This window comes from Paenibacillus motobuensis (assembly GCF_039521865.1).
GTDB classification, from domain to species: domain Bacteria; phylum Bacillota; class Bacilli; order Paenibacillales; family Paenibacillaceae; genus Fontibacillus; species Fontibacillus motobuensis.
Genome location: NZ_BAAACX010000026.1, coordinates 21,801 through 46,183 on the forward strand (window position 1 = coordinate 21,801; position 24,383 = coordinate 46,183).

At 47.6% G+C, this 24,383-nt stretch carries 26 protein-coding genes; 2 read left to right on the forward strand and 24 right to left on the reverse strand.

The window, feature by feature from the left end; translation table 11 throughout:
* Position 1: 1 nt before the first annotated feature.
* From ABD014_RS22600 to ABD014_RS22620, 5 genes are all read right to left on the reverse strand, one after another.
* The gene (locus tag ABD014_RS22600; RefSeq protein ID WP_343865126.1) at positions 2–712 is read right to left on the reverse strand and encodes a response regulator transcription factor; all 711 of its coding nucleotides are present in this window, start codon (positions 710–712) and stop codon (positions 2–4) included.
* A gap of 260 nt (positions 713–972) precedes the next feature.
* Positions 973–2,475 carry a 23S rRNA (uracil(1939)-C(5))-methyltransferase RlmD gene (gene rlmD / locus ABD014_RS22605; RefSeq protein ID WP_343865323.1) on the reverse strand — a complete coding sequence of 501 codons (1,503 nt, stop codon included), beginning with the start codon at positions 2,473–2,475 and terminating at the stop codon, positions 973–975.
* 383 nt (positions 2,476–2,858) lie between these two features.
* Positions 2,859–3,746: a diacylglycerol kinase gene (locus ABD014_RS22610; protein WP_343865128.1), complete on the reverse strand. Its 888-nt coding sequence runs from the start codon at positions 3,744–3,746 to the stop codon at positions 2,859–2,861.
* A 21-nt stretch (positions 3,747–3,767) separates the two neighbouring features.
* Positions 3,768–4,556 (reverse strand): sirohydrochlorin chelatase, encoded by a 789-nt coding sequence (locus tag ABD014_RS22615; protein WP_343865130.1) that lies wholly within the window; start codon positions 4,554–4,556, stop codon positions 3,768–3,770.
* Positions 4,557–4,615: 59 nt separating this feature from the next.
* Entirely contained in the window at positions 4,616–4,906 is a 291-nt protein-coding gene (locus ABD014_RS22620) for a YerC/YecD family TrpR-related protein (RefSeq protein ID WP_343865132.1), read from the reverse strand.
* Positions 4,907–5,211: 305 nt separating this feature from the next.
* Here ABD014_RS22620 and ABD014_RS22625 point away from each other — a divergent pair, with 305 nt between their 5' ends.
* Entirely contained in the window at positions 5,212–5,715 is a 504-nt protein-coding gene (locus tag ABD014_RS22625) for a hypothetical protein (RefSeq protein WP_343865134.1), read from the forward strand.
* Between the two features lie 143 nt (positions 5,716–5,858).
* Here ABD014_RS22625 and ABD014_RS22630 read toward each other — a convergent pair whose 3' ends face one another.
* The 12 genes from ABD014_RS22630 to ABD014_RS22685 all read right to left on the reverse strand — a co-directional run bounded on the left by ABD014_RS22630 (position 5,859) and on the right by ABD014_RS22685 (position 17,140).
* A complete protein-coding gene (locus ABD014_RS22630) occupies positions 5,859–7,163 on the reverse strand; it encodes a glycosyltransferase family 8 protein (RefSeq protein WP_343865136.1) in 1,305 nt (434 codons plus the stop codon).
* Positions 7,164–7,275: 112 nt separating this feature from the next.
* A complete protein-coding gene (gene galU, locus ABD014_RS22635; protein ID WP_343865138.1) occupies positions 7,276–8,169 on the reverse strand; it encodes a UTP--glucose-1-phosphate uridylyltransferase GalU in 894 nt (297 codons plus the stop codon).
* Positions 8,170–8,370: 201 nt separating this feature from the next.
* The gene (corA, locus tag ABD014_RS22640; protein ID WP_343865140.1) at positions 8,371–9,336 is read right to left on the reverse strand and encodes a magnesium/cobalt transporter CorA; all 966 of its coding nucleotides are present in this window, start codon (positions 9,334–9,336) and stop codon (positions 8,371–8,373) included.
* A gap of 86 nt (positions 9,337–9,422) precedes the next feature.
* Positions 9,423–10,412: an inorganic phosphate transporter gene (locus ABD014_RS22645; RefSeq protein WP_343865142.1), complete on the reverse strand. Its 990-nt coding sequence runs from the start codon at positions 10,410–10,412 to the stop codon at positions 9,423–9,425.
* An 87-nt stretch (positions 10,413–10,499) separates the two neighbouring features.
* Entirely contained in the window at positions 10,500–11,114 is a 615-nt protein-coding gene (locus tag ABD014_RS22650) for a DUF47 domain-containing protein (protein ID WP_343865144.1), read from the reverse strand.
* Positions 11,115–11,337: 223 nt separating this feature from the next.
* Positions 11,338–12,408 carry a DUF3048 domain-containing protein gene (locus ABD014_RS22655; protein ID WP_343865146.1) on the reverse strand — a complete coding sequence of 357 codons (1,071 nt, stop codon included), beginning with the start codon at positions 12,406–12,408 and terminating at the stop codon, positions 11,338–11,340.
* 176 nt (positions 12,409–12,584) lie between these two features.
* Positions 12,585–13,382 carry a dioxygenase family protein gene (locus ABD014_RS22660; RefSeq protein WP_343865325.1) on the reverse strand — a complete coding sequence of 266 codons (798 nt, stop codon included), beginning with the start codon at positions 13,380–13,382 and terminating at the stop codon, positions 12,585–12,587.
* A gap of 107 nt (positions 13,383–13,489) precedes the next feature.
* Positions 13,490–14,317, reverse strand: coding sequence for an alpha/beta hydrolase family protein (locus tag ABD014_RS22665; RefSeq protein WP_343865148.1), 828 nt, complete (start codon positions 14,315–14,317; stop codon positions 13,490–13,492).
* Between the two features lie 98 nt (positions 14,318–14,415).
* Positions 14,416–14,631 carry a hypothetical protein gene (locus ABD014_RS22670; protein WP_343865150.1) on the reverse strand — a complete coding sequence of 72 codons (216 nt, stop codon included), beginning with the start codon at positions 14,629–14,631 and terminating at the stop codon, positions 14,416–14,418.
* 151 nt (positions 14,632–14,782) lie between these two features.
* Complete coding sequence (locus ABD014_RS22675) at positions 14,783–15,379, reverse strand: TetR/AcrR family transcriptional regulator (protein WP_343865152.1); 597 nt, start codon at positions 15,377–15,379, stop codon at positions 14,783–14,785.
* A gap of 55 nt (positions 15,380–15,434) precedes the next feature.
* Positions 15,435–16,238 carry an ABC transporter permease subunit gene (locus ABD014_RS22680; protein WP_343865154.1) on the reverse strand — a complete coding sequence of 268 codons (804 nt, stop codon included), beginning with the start codon at positions 16,236–16,238 and terminating at the stop codon, positions 15,435–15,437.
* A complete protein-coding gene (locus tag ABD014_RS22685) occupies positions 16,235–17,140 on the reverse strand; it encodes an ABC transporter ATP-binding protein (protein ID WP_343865156.1) in 906 nt (301 codons plus the stop codon). Before ABD014_RS22685 ends, ABD014_RS22680 begins: the two co-directional genes overlap by 4 nt.
* Before the next feature lie 248 nt (positions 17,141–17,388).
* On the opposite strand from ABD014_RS22685, the gene ABD014_RS22690 reads away from it, so the two are divergent.
* Entirely contained in the window at positions 17,389–18,099 is a 711-nt protein-coding gene (locus ABD014_RS22690; RefSeq protein ID WP_343865158.1) for a DUF1129 family protein, read from the forward strand.
* Positions 18,100–18,213: 114 nt separating this feature from the next.
* On the opposite strand, the gene ABD014_RS22695 is transcribed toward ABD014_RS22690, so the two are convergent.
* The 7 genes from ABD014_RS22695 to ilvA form a co-directional block, all read right to left on the reverse strand.
* Entirely contained in the window at positions 18,214–18,552 is a 339-nt protein-coding gene (locus tag ABD014_RS22695) for a zinc ribbon domain-containing protein YjdM (RefSeq protein ID WP_343865160.1), read from the reverse strand.
* Positions 18,553–18,911: 359 nt separating this feature from the next.
* Entirely contained in the window at positions 18,912–19,673 is a 762-nt protein-coding gene (locus ABD014_RS22700) for a hypothetical protein (RefSeq protein WP_343865162.1), read from the reverse strand.
* A complete protein-coding gene (locus ABD014_RS22705) occupies positions 19,670–20,368 on the reverse strand; it encodes an ABC transporter ATP-binding protein (RefSeq protein ID WP_343865164.1) in 699 nt (232 codons plus the stop codon). Before ABD014_RS22705 ends, ABD014_RS22700 begins: the two co-directional genes overlap by 4 nt.
* Positions 20,369–20,384: 16 nt before the next feature.
* A complete protein-coding gene (locus ABD014_RS22710) occupies positions 20,385–20,756 on the reverse strand; it encodes a GntR family transcriptional regulator (protein WP_343865166.1) in 372 nt (123 codons plus the stop codon).
* A 46-nt stretch (positions 20,757–20,802) separates the two neighbouring features.
* Complete coding sequence (locus ABD014_RS22715; protein WP_343865168.1) at positions 20,803–21,552, reverse strand: ABC transporter permease; 750 nt, start codon at positions 21,550–21,552, stop codon at positions 20,803–20,805.
* Positions 21,545–22,525, reverse strand: a complete 981-nt coding sequence (locus ABD014_RS22720) for an ABC transporter ATP-binding protein (protein WP_343865170.1) — start codon at positions 22,523–22,525, stop codon at positions 21,545–21,547. The genes ABD014_RS22715 and ABD014_RS22720 overlap by 8 nt, the downstream gene beginning before the upstream one ends.
* Before the next feature lie 581 nt (positions 22,526–23,106).
* A complete protein-coding gene (gene ilvA / locus ABD014_RS22725) occupies positions 23,107–24,369 on the reverse strand; it encodes a threonine ammonia-lyase IlvA (protein WP_343865172.1) in 1,263 nt (420 codons plus the stop codon).
* Positions 24,370–24,383: the final 14 nt, after the last annotated feature.

Here is a 24,383-nt window from a genome sequence, read left to right on the forward strand (position 1 = left end):
GTTAGCCTTCAGCCGCCTGTTCGGCAAATCGGTACCCGACGCCGTATACTGTCTGAATAAACTCGCATTGCGCCCCGCCTTCCTCCAGCTTGCGTCGTAAATTGCGGATATGCGAGTCCAGCGTCCGCTCGTAGCCGATAAACACATCGCCAAGCGCCTCATCCATCAGATGAGTGCGGGTAAACACCCTTCCCGGATTAGAAGCCAGCCTCCACAGCAGCAGAAATTCGGTCCGCGTCAATTCCAGCTTTGTCTGCTCCAATTGCGCTGTAAACCGCACGAAGTCGAGCCTTAACTGCCCTCGCTGAACGATCTGCTCGTCCTGCTTTTCCTTATCTTGCGTCTTGCCTTTGCCAGTACGGCGCAGAACGGCTTTGATACGTGCGCTAAGCTCGCGAAGTCCAAAGGGCTTCGTCAAATAATCATCGGCACCTAGCTCGAGGGCAAGCACCTTGTCCAGTTCGTCTCCTTTGGCCGTGACCATAATAAAAGGCAGCCCCCAATGCCGCTCATTCCATTTGCACAGCTCAAGTCCGCTTTCCCCGCCGGGAAGCACCCAGTCCACAAGCAGCATATCAGGCTTCTTCTCTTCGACCAGCGCTTTGGCCTCGGCTACGGTCTCCGCTCCAAAAACCTCAATCGATTCCTTCTTCAAATATTGTGTCCATTCCTGTAGCAGCTGCCGCTCATCCTCGATCCATACGACTTTCAAATCGCGCACCTCCGCCTCTTTATGTACGATAATAGCTCTAACCCTATAACAGAGCATAGCAAAGTGTGGTGTGGAAGTAATCAGAGAACTACACATATGCTTTGCTTGGTGGATTAACTTTGAAACGTCTACAAGTTCGTTATTCTCATAGTAGAGCTAAATCAAAATTAACCCCGCCTGTCTCAAAAAACAGATAGGTGGGGTTAATTTTTGCATTAATCAATCGTTCTTTTACTTTAACAATCGGTTTAGGCGACCCTTTATTTGTCAATTCGATATGTTGATACCACACACTCCACATGCACCGTATGCGGGAACATATCCACCGGCTGCACCTCAACGGTGCGATAGCCGCCGTCCTCCAGCACCCGCAAATCTCGTGCCAATGTTGAAGGATTACAGCTTACATACACTACCCGTTCCGGTTTCATCTCCAGAATCGTCTCTAGCAGGCGAGGGTCGCAGCCTTTGCGAGGCGGATCGACGACAATTACGTCGGCTTCGATGCCTTGCTCCTTCCAGGCCGGGATGACATCCTCGGAGGCGCCAACCTCAAAGGTTACGTTGTTCATGCCGTTTAGCTCAGCGTTGCGACGAGCATCCTCAATCGCTTCTGGTACAATTTCGACCCCATACACTTTAGCGGCATGCTGAGCCAGGAACAAGGAAATGGTACCGATTCCGCAATATGCGTCGATCACCGTCTCCTTACCAGTGAGCCCTGCGTATTTCACGGTTTTCCCGTACAATACCTCGGTCTGCACTGGATTCACCTGATAAAAAGAACGCGCCGAAATCGCAAACTTCACATCTCCAATGTAATCATAGATTGTCTCACGGCCCCACAGAACGCGGGTTACATCACCAAAAATGACGTTCGTCTGTCTCATATTCACGTTCTGGCAGATGCTTACGACCGCTGGAATTTCATTGCGTATCGCTTCGATCCACTCATTAACATGTGGTATCTTGTCTCCATTCGTCACGAGGACTAGCATCATTTCCTCGGTACGGAAGCCCACCTTCACGACGACATGACGAAGCAAACCTTGTCCGGATTCCTCATCGTAAGCCGAGATGCCAAGACGACGGGCGATCTCCTTCACCTTAGCGACTACATCGTCATTGTTCTCATGCTGAATGAGACAGGTCTCCATGTCGATGATACGGTGACTGCCACGAGCGTAGAACCCTCCGACCAACGCCCCATCCGTCACCCCAACAGGTACTTGAGCTTTGTTGCGATAGCGCCACGGTTCGGACATACCAAGAGTCGGCAGTACTCTAATAGGAGCGGAATCGATTTGCTCCGCCAGGTCTGCCAGTCTAGAGCTACAGCTATCCTTCTTCTCATCCGACTCTCCATAGCTGTCATCGTCCTTCGCCACCGTCATCTTCCCAATCCGCTCCAACGCGTCCACAACATGCTGGCGTTTCCACTCCAATTGGCCGGAATAGCTCAAATGTTGAAGCTGGCAGCCGCCGCATTGATGATAGATCGGGCAAGGCGCTGCTACACGTTGCGGACTGGTCTGAAGAAGCTCAAGCAGCTTGGCATAACCGTACTGCTTCTTCGTCTTCAGTACCTTGACCCGCGCTTGTTCACCCGGAAGAGCCCCTGCAACGAACAAGGTGTAGCCTTCAGCACGGCCTACACCTTCGCCGTCATGGTTCATCCCGATGATGTCGATAATTACCTCGTCGTTCTTGGCAACTGGCAATCCGGCTATTGCTTCCTTATTACCTGCATCTGCTGCCTTCATACCTCTTGCCCGATCCCGCTGTTTCCTCATGGCTACCGCTTCACTTCTTTCCACTTAAGTCTATTTCATGTACAACCGTACATTTTCTTATTTCACGCAAAACCCCCGCCGAAAAGGCAGGGGACACCTGATTCCAGTTTCTAACGAAACTAGGTATCGCTATTTGGGCCAAGAGGGGCCTTCGCAAATTCTAACGAAACTGGATATCGTTATTGAAGCAAATTAGGTGCTTAAAGCCCGTATTTTTACCAAATAACGATCTGTAGTTTCGTTAGATTTAATTTGCCGCTGTTTTTGCGTAAATAACGATCTATAGTTTCGTTAGAGATTCAAATGGATAGCTAACGGTCAGATCCGAGAACCAACCACACTTAAATCTCCTTCTACTCATGCGCAAAAATATGCAAATGCCGCGGTAAAATCTCGAAAACGCCTGGGAGCTCGCCGCCGAGCTCACCATCCAGGTTGAGCAGGACATGCCCTGGGGAGGTGACTTCCATCCGTTCGGTCTTGAAATACATAATCCGCGGATCATTGAAATGATCGCCGCGCAGTGCCATGGTGACCAAGCGGATGAACTCCGCCAGATTACATTTCTTCACGGCAATGACGTCAAGCAAGCCGTCATCGATTCTGGCGTCCGGCGCCAGCCGTTCGAAGCCTCCAACCGAGTTGCTGTTCGCGATGAGGAACATCATGAACTCGCCCTCTACCTCGCCAATTCCTTCGGCACGGATGACCAGCTCCGTTGGCGAGAGGTTGATCATCTTCTCGATCCCCTTCATGTAATAAGCCAATTGACCGATCATCGTCTTCAGACGGCTTGGAACCTCATAGGTTAATTCCGTCAGCGAGCCGCCACCTGCGATATTTATGAAATGTCGTCCGTTCACCTTGCCGATATCAATCGGTCTCATCTTATTCTCAATGACCAGATCACAGAAATCTTCCCAGCGCTTCGGAATCTTCATGGCCCGCGCGAAGTCATTGGTCGTTCCAAGCGGAAAAATACCTAATGGCGGCAAATCATCATACCCTGCCATCCCGTTCACGACCTCGTTCAGCGTCCCATCGCCGCCAGCAGCAATTAGAATGTCATAGCCACGCTGCACGGATTCAGCGGCCTCACGCGTAGCATCGCCATCTCCAGTCGTCGCATGACAAGACGTCTCTATACCGGCCTGGTCCAACCGATCCAGAATAGACGGGAGCAATCTCCGCATTTCTTCCCTTCCGGAAGTAGGATTATAGATAAGCCTAGCTTTTTTCATTACTTGAACGCCACCTGTTTATCATAATTTCAATGATCCCATTATATTCAATATCTGAAGATATATCCAGCGGGACAACCTGGAATTCGGCAATAAAGCCTCCCCTAGGTAGCGATAAGATAGTCCCTCTAGACGAGATGGAATCACTGTACTGGTGAAGTAGCCCTTACTTAAAAAGAGCGGAGCAACGATCACCTCATAGCCCCGCTCCTCCTGCCAATAGCTTACTTTACTGCGCAAGCTATCCGGACTTAGAAGCGCATAATCGGCATGAGCCAAGCCGCCGAGACGACCAACACGTGCGGATAGTCCTGCGATCCCCCGCTCCCAACGTTGCCGGAAGCCCTCATGCCGGCTGCCATGACCAACGAGAAGCAGCATCTCCCGCTCCGGCCTGGTCGATAGCTCCTTCACCTTATCCCAGACGATCTCGGCCACGATCGGATCGTCGTCGATTGGATCGCCAAAAAACACGCGAGCGGACAAAGAAAATGGCTCTAGATCCGTTTCCTTCTCCGGCGTGCTCTTCATGCCAAGTGCATATGAAATCTCATCGATATGAGTACTGCCCGACGAGACAAATAACGGAATGACGATAATATCTGTCACTCCCCAGGCTTCCAACTGATCGATTCCGTCTTGGATCAGCCGTCCTTCCACAATCTCCAGGAAGGAGGATACGATTGGGATACTTGCCTGTAGTTCAACCGCTACACCTGCAACCGCTTCGTCGACAAAGGCTACCCAATCCGAATCAGGGGACCCATGACTAATAACAAGTATCCCAGGCTTCCCCGGAGAACTCTTCATGTCACATGCCCCCTGACCGACTTTCCAATCCTGTGATGCCCTTGGCCCTGTCTTCACAATTACAGGCTGATGCGTTCAAGCGCCATTTTATACCCGTCATTACCATAATTAAGACAGCGCTTAACACGTGAAATCGTTGCCGTACTAGCTCCAGTCTCAGCTTCGATCTGATTATATGTAGAACCCTTGCCAAGCATTCTCGCTACCTCCAGACGCTGAGAGAGCGATTGTATTTCGTTAACTGTACAAAGATCATCAAAGAAGACGTAGCATTCCTCAACATTCTTCAAAGAAAGTATCGCTTCAAACAATTGATCGATTGTCTTATCATTCAACTTCTTAAGTTGCACTGAATCATCATCCCCTACCGTTACTGTACCACACCACCATTGTACCCGAGTAAGGTCATCTTTTTCAAGCATTAACGATTTCACGCATCACAGAAAGAACGCCCATTTTCCGCAAATGCCCACAAAACCGGGACATTCGTCCAGACGAAAATCTGGGTAGATACATATATTGTATTATTGCAAACGCCTATTTACTAAAGAACTATCTTAGTCACACTAACGGTTTATATGCATAACCAGGAATGGGAGAAGCGGCAAGTGCCCGCTACCCACCTCCTGACACAATACTTGTAAAGGAAAGTGATATGATGCCGCATTACACTCCTCCACGGCGAAGTGCGACGCCCCCTTCGTATCCCTACTCGCACAATTATCCAGGGATTAAGCCGTTCGATTCCGATCCTTCCGAGATCATCGAGGCTTCCGCGCTTGTTCCTTATTCACAGCCGGCCGATCCACTACCCGCTGCTACAAATACGGCAGCCAAGGCTGGAGGCGGATTCTCCATCCCGAATCTGGGCGATCTGAAAGGCATGATCGACCGCATGGGTGGAATCGACGGAATCGTCGCCACAATGGGCAAGGTACAAAAAATTATGCAAACTGTTCAGCAGTTCGCGCCGATGGCCAAGATGTTCACCAGTCTGCTTCCAGGAGCCAAGGGTCTTAAGGGCGGCAATAGCGACGACAATCTGGACGAATACAAACCGCGCCGCAAAGGAAGCGGAAGGAAGGGCGGAAGGAAAGGCAGTAAGCGCTCCTCCTCCCGTACACGCAGCGGCAAAGCACCAGCTAAACGCCGCCGTTAAGTTCAATATCCCGCACATCATTAAATTCATGGCTGCAGAGCTGTCGAGAAGTCTCGGCAGCTATTTTTCTTTTCCCACTCGTAATATATGACAAGGACCCCAGTCCGATTCTTCACGGAATCTGAGATCCTTGCTCCAGTCTTCTACCTGTTCTTGGTCCGGGAGTGTACCGTCCTCCAAGTGGTTCGGGTAACCCTTCTTCGCTGATGTACTACGACGCGAGGCCTCCTTCTCGGAAGCGCAGCTTTAGCAGGAGAGAAACTCCATACTTCTCTTTCAGGCTTCAATCGATATCTTCGCTGCACCGACGTTGCCCGATGCATACGACGTAAAGAATCTGATCGTAAAGGTTTGAGCTTCCGGGCGAGTCCAGCCCGTCTTACAGATCTCTTCAATAACTTCAGTTTCGTCAATCTCCCGAACTTTTTCAATCCCCATTGTCTCTTCAGTCGATTCATTCGCAACCTTTTCATAGAGTGACGATGCCGGGGTGGATGCATCTTGTGCGCAGGAGGCACTCCATGCCGGTTTCCAGCATGTTCCACGGGCGACAGTTGCACAGACTCCTCTGGGCTCGCCAACTCTCCATGTTCCAAGTGTGGCATGACCACCTCTGTCCCATGCTCAGGCTCTATTGGATTAAGCGCCCCCGCAAAGTGAGACTCAGGCAATCTCCACGGTGTCAGATTAAGATACTCCTGATACAGGGCGAAGCCTGGAGACGCTGGATCCCACCACTTCGTCTCGCCAGCAAAGTGCACAATTTTGTGATGGAAGTCTAGATCAGGACTAGTGACACTAAAGGTGTTAAACTCCCCACCAAGCTGTAAATAGTTGTGACCATAAATGTGATTAAGGACATCCTGATCCGGTAGGGTCGTGCTGGGATATTGCCGGAGGAAATCCAGCATCTTCACATACCACTCTGAGTTTTGGCGAATATTGTCCAGATCAAATATGATAACACCCGAATTAAAGTAAGTATCCGGATTTAACCCTAAGGGTAAGAAAATATCAGTAAGTGCTGCGGCGCCTAGATCTCGGGCCGCGGCCAGATAGTAACCATTCAAATGGATATTCCACAATTCTTGAATATCCAGATTTACTAGCACATCGCAGTCCAGATAAATAACTTTGCTGACATCAAGCAGAGAAGGCAGAAGCAGACGGTACATGCTTCCCTGGGTCCATGTATTAACCGATTGAGTCCCCTCAACAACTTCGGCTAAGTCACTAGGCAAGACTACTGAGTAGAAATTGACAGTATGATTATAATGTGTAACCAGTTGTTTAATTCTTAGCCTGTTCTCTTCGGCCAACGACTCGTCATGAAGGATATGAACGTTAATATGTGAACCTGTATTGTGGAAGACCGATGTAAGAACGACAGCGGCATGTTCAGCATAACTTCCATCCTTATCTGTAAATGCTAAAGCCAATTCAACCATTTACGATTAACACCTCTCCCTGTTTTTAGAAAATAACGCAGCTCACGATTGCCGCACATGTTATTCTCACGGCCTTTTGGAACCTGCGTTCCTACTGATCAAGCCTAGATAGCTATTGTTCGGAACTAGGGATATCTTTATCAACTTGTAACAGCCTGTTTACCTCTTCTTGCAGATCATTCTTCAGATTTCCACGATGCCCTGTAATAGCGAGGATGGCCTTAAGATAGCCAAGCGGGTCTCCAACATCATGCCAGCGTCCGTTGATTTCGCAAGTATAGACGGCCTCCCTGGTCAGGAGCCTGTTCAACGCGTCGGTAAGCTGAATCTCACCTCCTACGCCAGGTGGCTGATTCTCCAGAATGTCAAAAATGGATGATGTAAGAATATAACGCCCTACCATAGCCAGACGCGAAGGAGCCGCACCAACCTGGGGCTTTTCGACTAATTGATTGACATAAGCGAAGGCATCAATCAATGGCTTGGCATCAACAATTCCATATTTGGATACTTTATCTTCGGGTACCGTCTGAACCCCTAGAATGGAAGTCTGGAACCTGTCGTAGCCTTCGATCAACTGCCCCAGTGCCGGAGGCTCTGATTCGAAGAAGGTATCTCCAAGCAGTACAGCAAAAGGCTCTCCACCAATAAACTTTCTGCCCACATGAATCGCGTGGCCCAGCCCTTTACGCTCGGATTGGCGGATATAATGAATGTCTGCCAGACCAGTAAACTCTCTCACTTTGCGAAGTTCTTCGAACTTCCCCTTCTGTTCCAGGAAGTATTCGAGCTCATGTGCAGAATCAAAATGGTCCTCAATGACCTTCTTTCCTTTGCCGGTGACAACCAGAATCTCCTCGATTCCGGACGCCGCCGCTTCCTCGATAATAAATTGAATCGTTGGTTTATCAATAATCGGAAGCATTTCCTTGGGCATTGCTTTGGTTGCTGGAAGAAGCCGCGTTCCGTAACCTGCTGCCGGTATGATCGCCTTACGAATCTTCAAGTGGTCCTCCTCCTTAATGATGCAGTTGTATATGATGTCATCGTATGCCAGAAGAGCTTTTGAATAGTGGACATCTATCTAATCCGGCGAAAAATAATCGAATGCCCGTCCAGCGGAACAAAAAAAACGGTCACTTCCCGTCGAAATTGGGAAATGACCGCCTTTGAGTTGAGGCTATAAATGATGTTCAAACTTCCTCTATCATTTGAACCAGCCTCGCCGCATGAAGCTGAATATCATCCAAATGCTGAGCACACCCATCAGGCCGAGTACGCCAAAATAGCAATAACGCCAGTGCAGCTCAGGCATGTTCGCGAAGTTCATGCCATAAATGCCGGCGATCAGCGTCAGCGGCATAAATACACTGGTGATCACGGTCAGGGTCTTCATAATGCCATTCATCCGGTTAGAGTTCAGTGAGAGATAGGAGTCGCGGAGATCCGCCGTCATCTCACGATTGGATTCGACCATTTCTGACAGCTTCAGCAGATGATCATAGATATCCGAGAAGTACGCTCCTGCCTCCTTCTGCGACTGAATATGCTTCGAATTAAGGATATGATACATTAGATCGCGCATCGGCACGATCGTCCGGCGCAGCTTGAGTAGCCGGCTTCGTAGATCGAATACCTGATTCATCAGTTGCTCGATCGACTCTCGACTGCCCAGCTTCTCAAGCTCGTTCAGTTCGTCTTCCACCGCATAGACGCAGGGGAAATATTGATCAACCAGATTGTCAATGACCAGATAAGCAGCGGTAAAAGGGCCACGCTCCCACATTTTTCGGTTCAGTGCCCGCTTCTGAATGCTCTCCCAGGCCATATCAATCTCTTGAAGCTCTCGGTAATGAAAGGATACCAAATAGTTCTCGCCAATGAACAGATTCACCTCAATCAGCTCCAGCGTGTCCGGATCCAACGCATGCAGAACAAGAAAATCATGATCCTCGTAGAAGTCAATTTTAGGACGCTGCATGACATGTAGCATACAATCCTCAATGGCTAGTGGGTGGAATTGGAAGAAGGAACCCAGGAGTTCTGCTTCCTCATCTGTTGGTTCGCTGAAATCAACCCAGCTCCACAAAAAAAGGTGTCTATTATGAATGTCTTCCAACGCAATATCCGTTCTTACCTGATGATCATGCGTAATCCCCATCACACGGATCATAGTCCATAACCTCCCGCACCATGCACTAGAATACAAAGAAAGCCAATCCTGCAGCAGATTGGCGTCATTGTTATTCGCTTTATCTTCTAGAACAATACAACATAAATCAAACCTGCAAGTACAGCTACGATTGGAATCGTAATCACCCAAGCGATAACAATCCTACCGGCTAGCCCCCAGCTAACCGCAGAGAACCGTTTCGCTGCGCCAACGCCAAGAATGGATGACGTAATAGCATGCGTAGTACTGACTGGCAAATGAATCAGGGTCGCCCCGAAAATAACCGAAGCTGCCGAGATATCCGCTGCAAAACCATTAATCGGCTCGATTTTGAATATTTTCGTACCCATCGTCTTAATAATCTTCCAGCCCCCAAGAGATGTACCGAGAGCCATTGCCGTTGCAGCAGCAAGCTTAACCCACAGCGGCACTTCCATATGATCCTGGAAATTGGCCGTCACCAACGCGAAAGTAATGATTCCCATCGCTTTCTGGGCATCGTTCGTACCGTGAGAGAAGCTCTGAATCGCTGCTGTGATCACCTGCATGGAACGGAACCCTTTGTTGACCGTATGCGGGCTTCGTTTGGCAAAGATCCATTTCAGAATCTTCATCACAATAAAGCCGATCCCGAAAGCAAGTAGCGGAGAAATAATCAATGCCTCAACGATTTTGATAAAACCGCTCCAGTTCAACTTATCCGGTCCTGCTCCGACATATACTGCACCAGCCAATGCACCGATAAGGGCATGCGAGGATGAAGACGGTATGCCGAACCACCATGTAAGTAGGTTCCAGATAATAGCCGCAAGTAGAGTAGCAATTAATACCTCCAGACCATTATCTAGTGTGGAAGGGTCCGCTACACTCCCCCCGATCGTCTTCGCAACGCCAGTAAATAACAAGGCTCCGAGGAAGTTCATTCCGGCAGCCATCATAATCGCCGTCCGCGGCTTCAAGGCCCGGGTAGAGACCGAAGTTGCAATCGCATTGGCTGTATCATGGAAGCCGTTAATAAAATCGAAGCCTAACGCCAGTATGATAACAACGAAAATAATTATTAGACTCGTATCCATGGTTTTTTATTATTGCACAGATAGAATTTTTTCTTTACAGGATCCGCGCAATTCCAACCTCCCGTATTTCAAATAAGTAGCTTAATCTTATGAATTGCGCATAATTATGGATTCAAGCATATTAGCAACATGCTCGCACGCATCTGTCGTGGTCTCGAGACGCTCGTAAATTTCCTTCTTCTTGATCAGAGTGATCGGGTCCGTTACCTTTGCAAACAATTCATTAATGCAAATACGGAGCAGCTCATCGCCCTGGTTCTCCAAGTCATTCAGACGAATCGTATATTCACGGATCGCTAGTAGTTTCTTCTGTGACAGCAAGTGAATCGCCTTCTGAATTTCATAGGCAGAATTTCGCAGAATCTCGGCAAACTTCGTGATATGCTCGTCCGGCTCGTGCAAATGATACATAAAGAAACGGGACGTTGTTGCTTCCAGTCCATCCATTACATCATCCAGCGTTGTCGTCAGACCCATGATGTCGTCTCGTTCGATCGGAGTGATAAACGTCTTGTTGAGTTCAACGATAATCGTATGTGTGTAGTTGTCACACTGCGATTCAAGCTCTTTCATTTTTTTCGCGAATTGGTCTACGTCTTTAAATTCCGAAACCTGCTGGGCGAAGTAATCGGCCGATTGTACAATCGTATCCGCCATGTTCTCCAGGGTCTGGAAAAAGATATCCTTCTTCTTAACTCGCATTTGGAATCCTCTCTTCTCTTTTACGTTTGTTTATGCCCTTACACTCCTATTACTAACCCACAATATATTATCATAACTTGGGATAGTATAGATCATTTTGTCGAAAACATTTCATCTATATATCTTATTTTTGCCCCAGTGTTCCCAACTCTATCCTTATAGCTCCATATTCATCCAAAGCAACATCCATATTGATCCAAGAAAGCCCTGTTATGACCAGCAACTATTCAAGCTTAAGATGGCTCTCAAAATCGGGTTTATTAGGGACGATATTGAAGTATGTTTTACCTGGGTAAAATGGAACCTCGACATTGTCCTTAATGATCCGGATCACGTCATCCGCCTTACGAATCCAGGTGCCACGAATGGCTTTGCCATTCTGAAGCAGGATCGCCTCCCCGCCCATCTCCAGATTAATGCTGAGACGCCCGATATCATCAAGTACCTTATGGTCTGTACCAAGAATGACCACATTCGAGCAGGTCAGCTGTTCCCCAGTTTCCAGATCCTTATGCGGCTCACCGTTAATATAACGTTTGTACAACTTGCTCTCCGCATCATACACGTAAGATACCCTATATTTTTCAAGCTGGAACTTAATCTCTACGGATGTTGCTGGATCGCCTTCTCCCGGATCATTTGAATCGCGGAAAGTGTAGGTTGGAATCTCACTATCTTGGATCGAGTATTTCCGTTTCTCAGCGCCTTCGAGTAGCTTCTCTAAATTGGAATATAAATTATGTGGTGCTTTCCGCGACTTATCCCGCCAGAAATAAGGGCCGGCATTTGTAATCTCGTCCAAATCATCCTTATGCTGACGTTGCAAAATAGCAAAGGCATCATTACTGGCACCGGCATGAACCGTTATGCCATGATAGCTCTCGCCGAGCTCAATCAAATAAGGACGTATGCTGCGGATCGGGCCGATCTTAGCCACATCACCGCCGCTTTGATATATTGCGACCAGCCGGGTAACTCCTCCCTCCGCTAGAACCTCATACACGATATCCGCTCCTCCTAGTCCGGACTGAGGTCTTGCTTGGGGAGCATTGTTCACCATGATAGCGAGCGGTCTCTGCGTAGTTGGCTCATCAAGCGGCATTCCCGTAAAGGGAGACTTGTATAGCGCTTGTTGTTCCAGTTCCTCCACCGGGGGTTCCTGAACATCTTCGTTTGGAATTGGCTGATCCATTTCATGCAATGCATGGTTGCTCCCCTTCCCACATGCGGGAACAAGCAGCAAGCATGCCGCTAACAGCAGGGATAGACTAACTCTGGATAGATAAGATTTCATAATTCCTCCATTATTTTCTTCTATTAGCTCTAGTTCCCTCTATTATACGTTGAACCGACTCGCCTAGAAAAGACAAAAAAAGACTGTCGGATAGATCCTTGGATCATTCGACAGTCTTTGTGGCGATTTTACTCGCATAAATATTTTAAATATTAACTCAATAGCGTATCATCCGATCATTTCGATACCATTCCACCGAATACCCAGCAGTTCAGACTTATACTGCCATATTGGTAATCCTGGAACAGCTTCACCGCTCTACGCTCATCATCCGCAGCTCCCATCGCATACAACAAGGGGGCGAAATGCTCATTTGCGTAGGCAGGAACCGCCTTCCGCACATGCGGAGCCCGCCGCTCATAATCAAACAACATCCGCAGATTCCAGTCCTGCAGCTGCTCGCCAATCCATTTATCAAATTCTACCGCCCAATCAGCGGGCGAGGACGCTCCGGATTCCAGCAGCCGTAAATTATGCACTAGACCGCCGCTGCCAATGACAAGCACATTCTCCTGACGTAGTCGGGTCAACATTTTGCCAATTGCATATTGCTCTGCAGGAGAACGTCTGGAATCCACCGACAGCTCCACTACAGGCACATCTGCCTTAGGGAACAACATACGAAGGAGCACCCAGACTCCATGGTCCAACCCTCTTCCCGAGGACATCTCATACGGGAGATTATTGTCGGCGAACAGGTCTCCGATCTGCTTACTGAGTTCCCTGTCTCCGGGAGCTGGGTAATGTATGCCGTACATTTCCTCCGGGAATCCATAGAAATCATGCATCGTCTCATGAACATCATCATTGCTTACAGCCTGAACAGGTGAATCGTAATGGGCTGAGAACACAACGACAGCCCTGGGTCTACGCGGCAATTGCTGTATCAATTGCTTCAGAAATCGGGTATAGTTGTTGTCTTCAATCGCGAGTGTAGGGGACCCGTGCGCGAGAAACATTGCAGGCTGAGTCATCATACATACCTCCAGGGCACCAGAATGGTTACATCTTCATTGTATCCCTATATGTCGGTATTTACTAGTTCCCACTAACACCTTTGATCACGAAGTAAATCAGGAAATTAGATCATCCAGTCTTGCCACTCGCGATGAGCGTTCTCAAGCCCGCCGAGCCAATCTCTTGTCTTATGGATCAGCTGCTGCTGATGCCCACCACTCGAATACGTATGATCCGCCTGGAAAATAATCTCCTTATCGCAGCGCCCTTCAGACCGCATCCAGAACACCTTTTGGTACAAAAAGGCATAATCGACGGGAATCGCATCATCAGAGGTACCGTGAATGACGAGTACATCGCCAGTGAATTTCTTCGCCTCTTGGAACGGCTGATAGGCGGCGAGCGATTCAAAGAACTGCGGTGTGAGACCATAGCCCAAATAATCGACCTTGCCTCTCGTTATCGCTTCATCATACAGCTTGCGGCTCGTAATCTTGACGATATCATTGAATGGATAGCCTACGGCTGACCACATCACCAGATTTTTGACGCGCCGATCACGGGCAGCTGTCAGCAAAGCAATCATCCCGCCCAGACTATGGCCAATCAACGTCACCCGTTCCGGATCAATGTCGCCAAGTCCCAGCGAATAATCAAGCACGTCTCTCGTCTGTGCGATCATGGAATCTACACTCTCGCGGCCATAATCCCCACTGCTCTCCCCACAGCCGATATAATCGAAGCGGACGACCATAGATCCTGCCTGCCCCAGCTCCCGTGCCGTCTTTACGAACAAACGGTCAACGCCAATCCGGCTGCCTACGAAGCCATGGCAAATAATAACCAAAGGCATACGGTTCTTGCATCGCCCTTCTGCTTTAACCAAGACCGGGTAGTGAACACTCGCCGCAATTTCCTCAGTTCCATGCTGTATGATGATTTGCCGTTCCATTTCTATTCCTCCCCGTTACTGCGATAAATATTATTCCGATAATTTTAATATGAATTATTGGTTTTATATTATCATCGCGAATAACAGGGTGTCAATTATCAGCTATAGTATTGTCTGAGATAATATGCGATCTTCTCTTTTCCTGATTGTTCTTCTTCAAACAGTGTTGGAGGGATATCCTCGGAGATCTGGATCGCCTGTTCCCGGCCATCCGCCAGCTCCAATTGCTCATCCTCGCTTACGACTTCCTCCAGACTGCCCCGTGAATGACTGTTGAGCAAGTAACGGCGTGTTAATTCCGCTTCGTTCTCCATGGATACTTTCCTCCTGTTTAACAAATTTCCGTGATGATGTAGTTTCGTCTTGATGTATGCTTTTTTATGCGATGTTCACGAAAAATACAAAAAGGCACCGCTTCAAAGCGGTGCTCTCTACAACATAATTCAACTCAAATTTTAAAAAAGTTCATCCTATTTCTTTTGGAGGTTCTGTCGTAAACGGCGTATTAGAAATGCCATGAATCAGCAGCGATATGAATTGATCTGCCAGTACGTTCATATTCGTAAATGGCTCCAGACGACCGGGCTTCGCCATGAATTCCTTCATGGAAGACAGGTACAGCACCAGCAAGTGCGGTGAGATATCCTTACGAATTTGCCCGTTCTGCTGGCCACGGAACACCATCTCCTCGAATAGCGGCATGTTCTTCTGCTCATTATATTCAATCATTTGCTGTGTATATTCCGGATATACATTGACCAGATCATTGATAAATTCGGCAGAATAGTCATTCATTTTCTGATAACGAAGCAGATAGTGCATGAGTTCAATCGCATCATTGGATTGCTCCATCATTTGCGCAAAATCCGCATGCGTCTCCTCATTGATCGCCATAACTACCTGCTCGATCAAGCCATCCTTGCTGCCAAAATATTTGTAAATGGTCATTTTTGAAACAGGTACAGCCTCGGCAATTTGATCCATACTCGTGCTTACAATCCCCTGCTCATAAAACAGCCTGCGCGCCGTCCGTATGATTTGCTCTTTTTTTCCGTTAGTCACGGACAGTACGCCTCCTTTGTTCAATATCACATTCTCACATTCTATATATTATAAACTAAATATCCTGCCGACGAAGCAAAAATGCAGCAATCGCAATTCCAAGAAAATAAACCAATAAGCAGATAACTACCCCTATCCAGGAAAGGTGCGATTCGGTTGCCATTCTGAGGCTATCAAAAATATTAAATAAACTCCATTTCGATAGCCAGGAGATGGATTCACTTAGCCCAGAGAGCATCTTCAGCAGGAAGGATACAATAACGATACCGATGCTGATCGACATGGCCGCCCGCTCTGTGCGGACCAGCGTTGTGAACAGATATCCAATTCCAGCAAAGGCCATCGCCACTAGCAAGCCGGACAGCATCATGACAAGAACTGCTTCTGGATTACCGACTGTGCTAAATATAGAGCCAAATAAATAGACGGAGCCCATAACAATGAGAAATACGACGAACATCTGCACCAAATGCGCCAGCACCCGGGACAGAAAAATTTGCGTACGTGTATAGGGTAGCGTGAACAAGAAATCCTGTGTCTTATTTCCCCGCTCACGTGCGATCGTCTGACTCCCCCATACAGCGGCAAATCCGCCGAACAGCATCTGGTAGAACAGAAGCGGCTCGCTGCTCATCCAGCCCTCAAAGCTGGTCATCTGCTCCGGATGCATACCGAAGGCTTCCAGCATGGCAGAAGGAATGGTCTCCATCAATTTGACGATATCATCATTCTGCAGATAAATATCCGACACACCGGTGAATAGCACCTGAAAGCCGACGATGATGAAAAGAGCGATCACGAAATTGCGACGATTTACCCACCATTCATTCCTGACCAAATTTCCAATCATGCCTCTCATTGCTCTCCCTCCGTATGCTCCGAATAATCCTTCATAAATATCTCTTCCAGAGATGGCCGCTCTACACGCAGATCATTCACTCCGGCATCGGCCAACATCCTTAGTACAGGCTCGATTGGGCCTGATACCTGGAAGGTATGCTCACCGTGCTGATACTCGACATTCGGATCCAATTGATTCAATGCCAGCTTGTCAATGAGGTTCCCCTGATCCCGCAATATTACTGTAAACTTGCGCAGCAGTCGCTCCGCAATCTCATCCACCCGGGATACTCTGAGCAGCTTACCTTCCCGAATAAAAGCTACCCGATCACAGAACCTCTCTACCTCAGACAGAACATGCGTAGAGAAGAATACGGTCATTCCTTCTTTATTCAATTCGCTCAAGAGGTTGAAGAATTCATGTTGAATGAGTGGATCCAGACCCGATGTCGGCTCATCGAGTACGGCCAGCTCCGGCCGATGTTGAAGACATTGCACAATCCCCAGCTTCTTGCGGTTCCCAAGAGAGTAATCGCGAACCTTGCGGCTCAGATCGAGCTGCAGTCGTTCCGCCATCTTCAGCGCCATTGTATCCTGCAGATTCATGCCGTAAGCCCGGGCAGCAAATTTTAGCACCTGATGGCCACTCATATCACTGTCATACTGGACCTCGGAGGGCAGGTAACCAATTCTGCTGCGTATGTCCGGGTTCTCCTTGCCAAGTGGCTTGCCGAAGAGAGAGATCTCTCCACCGGACGGATGCAGAAGCTGCATCAACATACGAATCGTCGTAGACTTACCAGCGCCATTTGGACCAATAAACCCGAATTTCTCCCCCTTAGACACGGTAAAGCCGACATTTTCTACACCGATCTTCTTGCCATAGTACTTCGATAGACCAGATACCGAGATCGCGTCCATGTCCTCCAACCTCCAACTGTACTTATATTTAATAATGAGTACATTATATATTACTCATTAATTTATTCAATATAAATTTATACTTTAAATTAGTAATTAGTACATTTTTTTTCGATTCGTTTCTGTACGATTTATATTTTCACCTGATTTATCGGGCTTCTCCTGTACATTTACATCGCTTTCCTTGCGATTCGATCCAGGAGTACCGTATACTATTGAACAATATCAGCATAGTTGGAGGGTCTTAATTGAACACTCAAGAGAGAGCTGCTAGAGTTGAACAACTCAGCCAGCAAATGAATCAAAAGAATGCAGCTTATTTTCAGGAAATGAGCAAGTATATTCGTAAAGAGGAAGAGATCAGCGATGTCAAGAAGGAAGAGCTGCTGCTCTACCTGGTGCAGAAGATCTGCAAGCACGAGCGTAAGGGTGTTAACGCCGACCAATTATTTGGAGCAAGTGCTGCAGCTTACTGCACACAACTTATCGACGATGTCAAAATGCGCAGGCCTCGGACTTTAAGAGAGAAGATTAAATACTACATTATGATCCCATGGGTTACGATTACCTGGGTATTCTTCATCTTTATGATTACCGGCTTCTTCGGCAAATGGTTCGGAGGTGAACTAGCCAATACAACCATAAACAGCGGAATCCTGGTGTTAATCGCCGGACTGGCCATCGTATTTATCGAATCGATTACCCGGTTTCTCGGGCCAGGGCAAGAGGACGATGGCGCCAAGAAAGCCGCACCATCTTCAGACCCGATGCAGCCGCGTAAATTTTTCGATATGAGAGCCTTCGGCATTTATATTATTATCGCCCTGGCCGTCGTTGCTGTAGGCCTGCTGCTCAACCAGATTATGCCATCCTTCGTTGTTACCCCTTGGCAGAGCTTGATCATCTTTATCATCGGTCTGCTTGGTCAAATCTTCATCTTCGCACGACGCAGCAAATAAAGTTACTGACTTTCGTGTCGATCCCGATGGCAACCGGATGAGTATATACCGTTACTAAACAAAAATACAGCCCGATCTCCTAGGAGACGCGGACTGTATTTTTTCGTGCTCTTACTAGATCTTTTTAACAAATTCCGACTTCAATTTCATCGCGCCGAAGCCGTCAATTTTACAGTCAATATCATGATCGCCCTCGATCAGACGGATATTTTTCACCTTTGTACCGATTTTGATGACCGATGAGCTTCCTTTTACTTTCAAATCCTTGATTACAGTAATAGAATCGCCATCGCTTAGAACATTGCCGTGGGCATCCGTCACGACTCTCGCATCTTCATTCCCAACACTGGATGATTCAGCAGACCACTCGTGGCTACATTCGGGGCAGACAAGCATGTCTCTATCCTCATACGTGTACTCAGAATTACATTTCGGGCAATTTGGGAAAGGCATAGCTTCATGTCCTCCATTCATAATTGTCAGTTGTCCATGTAACTCCAGCAAAAAAACTCAACCTCTATAAACAACTATCGTACTATACTGACATAGTTCGCTCCTCTTGGCAAATCTCTCTTCGGTTCTATGAACCGCAAATCTATCAGACATTATCGGATCGGCAACGCCTTCCGGGCGAGGCTCCACTGCATCAGATTCGCGACAAACGCTGGCTTGCCTGTCGAGAGCGTATACTGCCTCTCAGGAAAAATAAAAATCCCTCTCACGGAGCCTCTATACGAGCCAATAGGTTCAGTTGAGACTTCTTGAAAGGGATTATTTCATTGTATTGCTAGGCTATCAATATCTTGCTGCGATTAAGCTTCTACTCTGCGGTTCAGCAGCAGGACGGTTCCATACAGCATCAGGACGATGAAGACTGCTTCTAGCAAGGTTTCTCCCCAATTTATGAGCATGATGTCATTTGGAAAGACCACCTCTCCGCCCACCATCAGATTAGATTGAACATTGACGTTGAGGAATGGAATACCTCCGAAGTTCACTTGGAACAGCACGGACATAATCCAGCTGATTACATTCTGTATAACAATGAAGCTCAGAATTCCGATCCATACTCTACCTCGTTGGAACATTAATGCGATCGCTATGGATAGAGCTATAGCCATATAGGAGAAGAGATAGGCCCAGAACACCTGGAATATAAATATCGCTGTTATCTTCAAGAGTTCGGGGGTTACTTCCGTAGAAATTCCCTTAAGATCAGGAACCCCATAGATCAGACTAAAGATTCCAATATGGATACATATGAGAATCCCTAGCCCAATCAGTACCAACAATCCCAGAACCATTGGGGAAAGAACACTCCATATCGTACGGACAGGAAGCAGTCTGCGGCTATATGACTTGGCATTGCTAAAGAAGGTTCTATAAGTCATGATGATTGCCAGCATAGAAACGAAGACATACAGCATAATGCTAAGTCCAATGGTGATTCCCTCTTCCCATCCCCGGGTATAACTAAACGTTGTTAATCCTGCTTCGGCAAGGATCAAAATAACAGCTGTACTTAGCAGCATCGTTGAATTCTTCTTCCAATCGTACTTGAGCAGTCTCATCATTCGGCAAACACCTCCTTGAACATATCGTCCACGCTCTTGCCATGCTTGAGTCGCAGCTCCTCCACTTCCTCATGAAGCACAAGCTCTCCATTCTTGATGAAGATCACCTCGTCAAAGATCCGTTCAATATCCTTCACCAGATGCGTCGATATGATCAAGCTGCTGTCTTCGCTATAGAACTCCACAATGGCATCAAGAATCTTCGTTCTGGCTACCGGGTCCACTCCGCCAATCGGTTCATCCAGCAAATAAAGCTTGGCATTTCTGGACAGGGCCAATGTTAATTGCAGTCGTTCATTCATCCCTTTGGATAAAGAACTGATGCGGTCCTTTGGATTTAAATTCATGAAATCAAGCATTTGCAGTGCTTTTGCCATATCGAAATCTGTATAGAAATCACTGTAGAACGTAATCGCATCCCTGACCTTCATCCAGGATTCCGTCAAAGGACGGTCCGGCATGAACGAGACGATCGATTTCGTATTCAGATCAAGCGGCTGGTCAGCTACCGTTACGCTTCCGGAGTATACCGGCAGTAGTCCAGCGGTTATCTTCATCAATGTGCTTTTACCGCTTCCGTTCGTACCGAGCAGGCCGATAATTTTACCGGGACCGATACTGAAGGATACATCGTTCAAAGCTTTTCTCGATCCGTAGGATTTAGATACGCTCTGGAATTGTAGCAGATTATCCATATCCTCTCTCCTCTCTCTATTCACTCTTTATTTCAACGGCTTCCGCAACGATACTTGCAATATCCTTATTGGAGAAGCCCAATTCCTGCATTCCGTTAATGAAATTATCCAGCAGGTCCCCGGCCATTTCCTTCTTGATCGTCATAATCTTCGCTTCCTCACTCGTCACATATCTTCCTAGCCCGCGTCTTGTCTCCACGACTTCCTCACGCTCCAGTTCCTGAAATGTTCGTTGTACCGTATTCGGATTGATTTGCAGCTCGGCCGCAAGCTCACGAACCGATGGGATCTTATCCCCGGCCTTCAACTTTCCAGTGACAATCTCTTTCTTGATAAAATTCATGATCTGCAAATAGATCGGTAGATTGTTATCAAATTCTATGCTCACGATCCGTTGGCTCCTTTCATCCGTCATGTTCCTAGGCCACTTTGACCTATGCAACATCCCGTTTTTTAAAGGTAACAAAACTTACCATAAGAAACAATGCCATATATACCGCAATAACGATTACGGAGAAACTCATCGTCATCCCCGGCAGCGGTGAACCGCCGTCCACATATTTGGACAAATCGGTATTCGCAAAGATCAAATACTTCGTAAAGGAATATTTCGCAAGAATGCCGACAATCAGACCCTCTAGCATCATCAAGAACATGGTGAGCCCGACCGTTATTCCAGTAGAACGGGTGAGTACACCTAACATAAACGTAATTGTTGCATAAATTACGGTGTAGACCAAGGTGTAGAGCGCCGTCTGAGCGATATCATTCCAGCTTACGCTCGGAGCCCCCGCCCCGAAGGCAATCGTACCCGTGATGAAGGAGATAACGAACATCGTGAGCATCAACGACAAGATATACAAGACGATGCTAATATATTTGGAGAGTAAAATCTTGCCTCGGCTCTGGGCACGGATCAGTAACAACTTAATTGTTCCCTGACCATACTCTTTGGAGACAACCCCCGCCGTTCCCACAACGACCAGGAAGAGGAGCAGGGTGCCAAATCCACTAGGCGACATAGCCATAAAGACGAAATCCCGTGCATTGAACACTTCGTCTCCCGACAATTTGGCTATAAAGTAGGCAGCGCCGATGACAAAAACTGCAATAACCAAATACGCAATGAAAAAACTTCTTTTCTTGAACAATTTCAACCATTCATTAAAGACCAATTTATGCACTTTGACTTCCTCCCGTCCATTTCAAGAACTCGTCTTCCAGCGATTCCTTCATTTCCTCAATCCGATACAGTGCGACCCCTTCATTCCGCAAGACATCGATCACATTCGGGATATCTCTGTCGTGTACAGCAATCGTAACTTGATTCCGATCCGGATCGATCCCGACCACACGTAGTTCCTCCATGCGTACGAGTCTTAACTTCGCCTGCTCTGCATCATTGACACGCAGCATGACTTGAATTTGTTCCTCTTCCTTTACAGCGGACGAATCGCCCAGCGTTCTAACAGTAACCAGCTTGCCTTCCTGAATGACGACAACCCGGCTGCACATCAATTCCATCTCCGATAACAGATGACTGGAGACGAGTATGGCGATGCCTTCCTCTCGGGCAATTCTTTTGAGGTAGTCGCGCATTTCCCTGATTCCCGCTGGGTCCAGTCCGTTCGTCGGCTCATCCAGAATCAGAATAGATGGATTATGCAGAAGAGCCTGAGCTATGCCGAGACGCTGACGCATTCCAAGCGAATAGGCCTTCACTCTCTTCCTCATTGCATCCTGAAGCCCGACCAGTCTTACAACTTCGGTGATTCTTTCTTCCGTAATGCCCTTGGCCATACGCTGATATTGCTTCAGATTATCGTATCCTGTCATATAGGGATAGAATTCCGGGTTCTCAATAATACCACCGACATGGGAAATCGCCTTCACGAAATGTCGCTTCACGCTCTCCCCCTTAATCAGCACGTCACCTTCGCTCATACCGATTAATCCGACAATCATACGGATCGTGGTCGTCTTACCCGCTCCATTCGGTCCAAGCAATCCAACGATCTCACCCTGATGTATATCAAATGACAGCCGATCGACTATTTTCTTATGTCCAATCTGCTTGGTCACTCCATTCACTTGAAGGACAACATGACCTGCTCCGTTCACAGACCCTGTTCCAACCTGGTTTACCGCTTTATTCATTACGGCCACTCCTTATTTGTATTAGTGTCATAGTTGAATAGTACACTAGTAATGAGGTATTGTAAAGCCCATTCTTGAAATTTGCAAAATAAGCTGAAAATAACGGATTGACTCTCCTCCAAGAGGATAGATTATATGGAAGCACAGTCATTTAACGAAGATATGATCCAGTTCTTACGGGAAGGTTTCCCGCTAATGATCCGGAAGTCTTCGAACGTGTAAAAGCGCATTTATCCATTTTAGAAAAAATGGGGCATCCATCCACATCGCAAGATTTTCTAAATCAAACCGAGTTTTTCATCGTTGACGATTCATAAAAATATGCTTGAGCAATGGCAATTGGGCTACGCTTATTTTCTGAACAAGGTAGCCGCTAATTATTTGGTGAATGAAACCAATACAAAATAGCCCTACCCAATTCCCGCACCCATTTACCCTTAAGACTCGTATGGACATAGAAAAAGAGCAGCCCCAGGCATGAAATGCCACAGACTGCTCAAGTATACATCGCTGTTCAATTTTCTGTAATATTACTATATATTCGTCCACTCTTATCAGCAGAGGGATTCCTCATATCCTGCTCAAATCAGCAGGTTAAACAAATTCAAGTCGCGATTCAGCTCGGTATAGGCAATATTCTTCGACTTCATCCGGTCGATCAACGCCCCATAGTCCGCCTGGTCGCTTAGCTCAATTCCAACCAAGGCCGGGCCATTCTCCTTGTTATGCTTCTTCGTATATTCAAACCGGGCGATATCGTCATTCGGTCCAAGCACATCCTCCAGGAACTCACGAAGTGCTCCGGCGCGTTGTGGGAAATTGATCAGGAAGTAATGCTTCAAGCCTTCATAAATGAGCGAACGCTCCTTCATCTCCTGCATCCGGTCGATGTCGTTATTGCCGCCACTAATGATGCAGACTACCGTCTTGCCGCGGATTTGGTCCCGGTACATATCAAGTGCCGATACAGGCAATGCTCCGGCCGGCTCTACCACAATCGCACTGTCATTGTATAGCTCAAGAATGGTCGTACAAGCCTTACCTTCAGGGACTTTAACAATTTCATCCAGAAGCTCCGCGCAAATGGCGTAGTTCAAATCCCCGACCCTCTTCACCGCGGCCCCGTCGACGAACTTATCAATCGCCTCCAGAGTTACGACCTGCTGCTGCTTCAGCGCCTCTGACATCGATGCAGCCCCGGCTGGTTCTACACCGATTACCTTTGTCACTGGACTGACGGTCTTGATATACGTACCCACCCCGGAGACCAGCCCTCCGCCGCCAATCGTGACGAAGATATAATCTGCCGGCGCGTCAAGGCCCTCCATAATTTCCATTCCGATCGTTCCGTTGCCGGCTACAATCTTCGGGTCATCAAAAGGATGAATGAACGTCATCCCGCCTTCCCGGCACGCTTTCATCGCTTCTTCATATGCATCATCATAAGTGTCGCCAGTCAGTACGATTTCTACCGCAGAACCGCCAAAGCGCTTCACTTGCTTCACTTTTTGATTCGGCGTCGTGCTTGGCATATATATTTTACCCTGGATTCCCAGCGCATTGCATGAGAAGGCGACTCCCTGCGCATGATTGCCTGCACTGGCACATACGATCCCTTTAGCCAACTCCTCCTGGCTCAGACTACGGATCATATTGTAAGCCCCGCGGATTTTAAAGGAGCGGACAACCTGTAAATCCTCACGTTTTAAGTAGACATTGCACTCATATTTGGCAGACAGCGCCGCATCTAATTGCAACGGTGTACGTTTTACAACCTCTTTCAACACATGATGAGCGCGTACGATATCCTCCATCCCAACTGGTTGCCGTTCCGTTTGGTTCATCCTCTTCTCCTCAC

Bases quoted from the DNA above. Each gene is read 5' to 3' on its own strand.
- rlmD (WP_343865323.1), bottom strand. From the start codon at position 2,475: ATGAAGGCAGCAGATGCAGGTAATAAGGAAGCAATAGCCGGATTGCCA.
- ABD014_RS22610 (WP_343865128.1), bottom strand. From the start codon at position 3,746: ATGAAAAAAGCTAGGCTTATCTATAATCCTACTTCCGGAAGGGAAGAA.
- ABD014_RS22615 (WP_343865130.1), bottom strand. From the start codon at position 4,556: ATGAAGAGTTCTCCGGGGAAGCCTGGGATACTTGTTATTAGTCATGGG.
- ABD014_RS22625 (WP_343865134.1), top strand. From the start codon at position 5,212: ATGATGCCGCATTACACTCCTCCACGGCGAAGTGCGACGCCCCCTTCG.
- ABD014_RS22630 (WP_343865136.1), bottom strand. From the start codon at position 7,163: ATGGTTGAATTGGCTTTAGCATTTACAGATAAGGATGGAAGTTATGCT.
- corA (WP_343865140.1), bottom strand. From the start codon at position 9,336: ATGATCCGTGTGATGGGGATTACGCATGATCATCAGGTAAGAACGGAT.
- ABD014_RS22645 (WP_343865142.1), bottom strand. From the start codon at position 10,412: ATGGATACGAGTCTAATAATTATTTTCGTTGTTATCATACTGGCGTTA.
- ABD014_RS22650 (WP_343865144.1), bottom strand. From the start codon at position 11,114: ATGCGAGTTAAGAAGAAGGATATCTTTTTCCAGACCCTGGAGAACATG.
- ABD014_RS22655 (WP_343865146.1), bottom strand. From the start codon at position 12,408: ATGAAATCTTATCTATCCAGAGTTAGTCTATCCCTGCTGTTAGCGGCA.
- ABD014_RS22660 (WP_343865325.1), bottom strand. From the start codon at position 13,382: ATGACTCAGCCTGCAATGTTTCTCGCGCACGGGTCCCCTACACTCGCG.
- ABD014_RS22665 (WP_343865148.1), bottom strand. From the start codon at position 14,317: ATGGAACGGCAAATCATCATACAGCATGGAACTGAGGAAATTGCGGCG.
- ABD014_RS22670 (WP_343865150.1), bottom strand. From the start codon at position 14,631: ATGGAGAACGAAGCGGAATTAACACGCCGTTACTTGCTCAACAGTCAT.
- ABD014_RS22680 (WP_343865154.1), bottom strand. From the start codon at position 16,238: ATGAGAGGCATGATTGGAAATTTGGTCAGGAATGAATGGTGGGTAAAT.
- ABD014_RS22685 (WP_343865156.1), bottom strand. From the start codon at position 17,140: ATGGACGCGATCTCGGTATCTGGTCTATCGAAGTACTATGGCAAGAAG.
- ABD014_RS22695 (WP_343865160.1), bottom strand. From the start codon at position 18,552: ATGCCTTTCCCAAATTGCCCGAAATGTAATTCTGAGTACACGTATGAG.
- ABD014_RS22700 (WP_343865162.1), bottom strand. From the start codon at position 19,673: ATGATGAGACTGCTCAAGTACGATTGGAAGAAGAATTCAACGATGCTG.
- ABD014_RS22705 (WP_343865164.1), bottom strand. From the start codon at position 20,368: ATGGATAATCTGCTACAATTCCAGAGCGTATCTAAATCCTACGGATCG.
- ABD014_RS22720 (WP_343865170.1), bottom strand. From the start codon at position 22,525: ATGAATAAAGCGGTAAACCAGGTTGGAACAGGGTCTGTGAACGGAGCA.
- ilvA (WP_343865172.1), bottom strand. From the start codon at position 24,369: ATGAACCAAACGGAACGGCAACCAGTTGGGATGGAGGATATCGTACGC.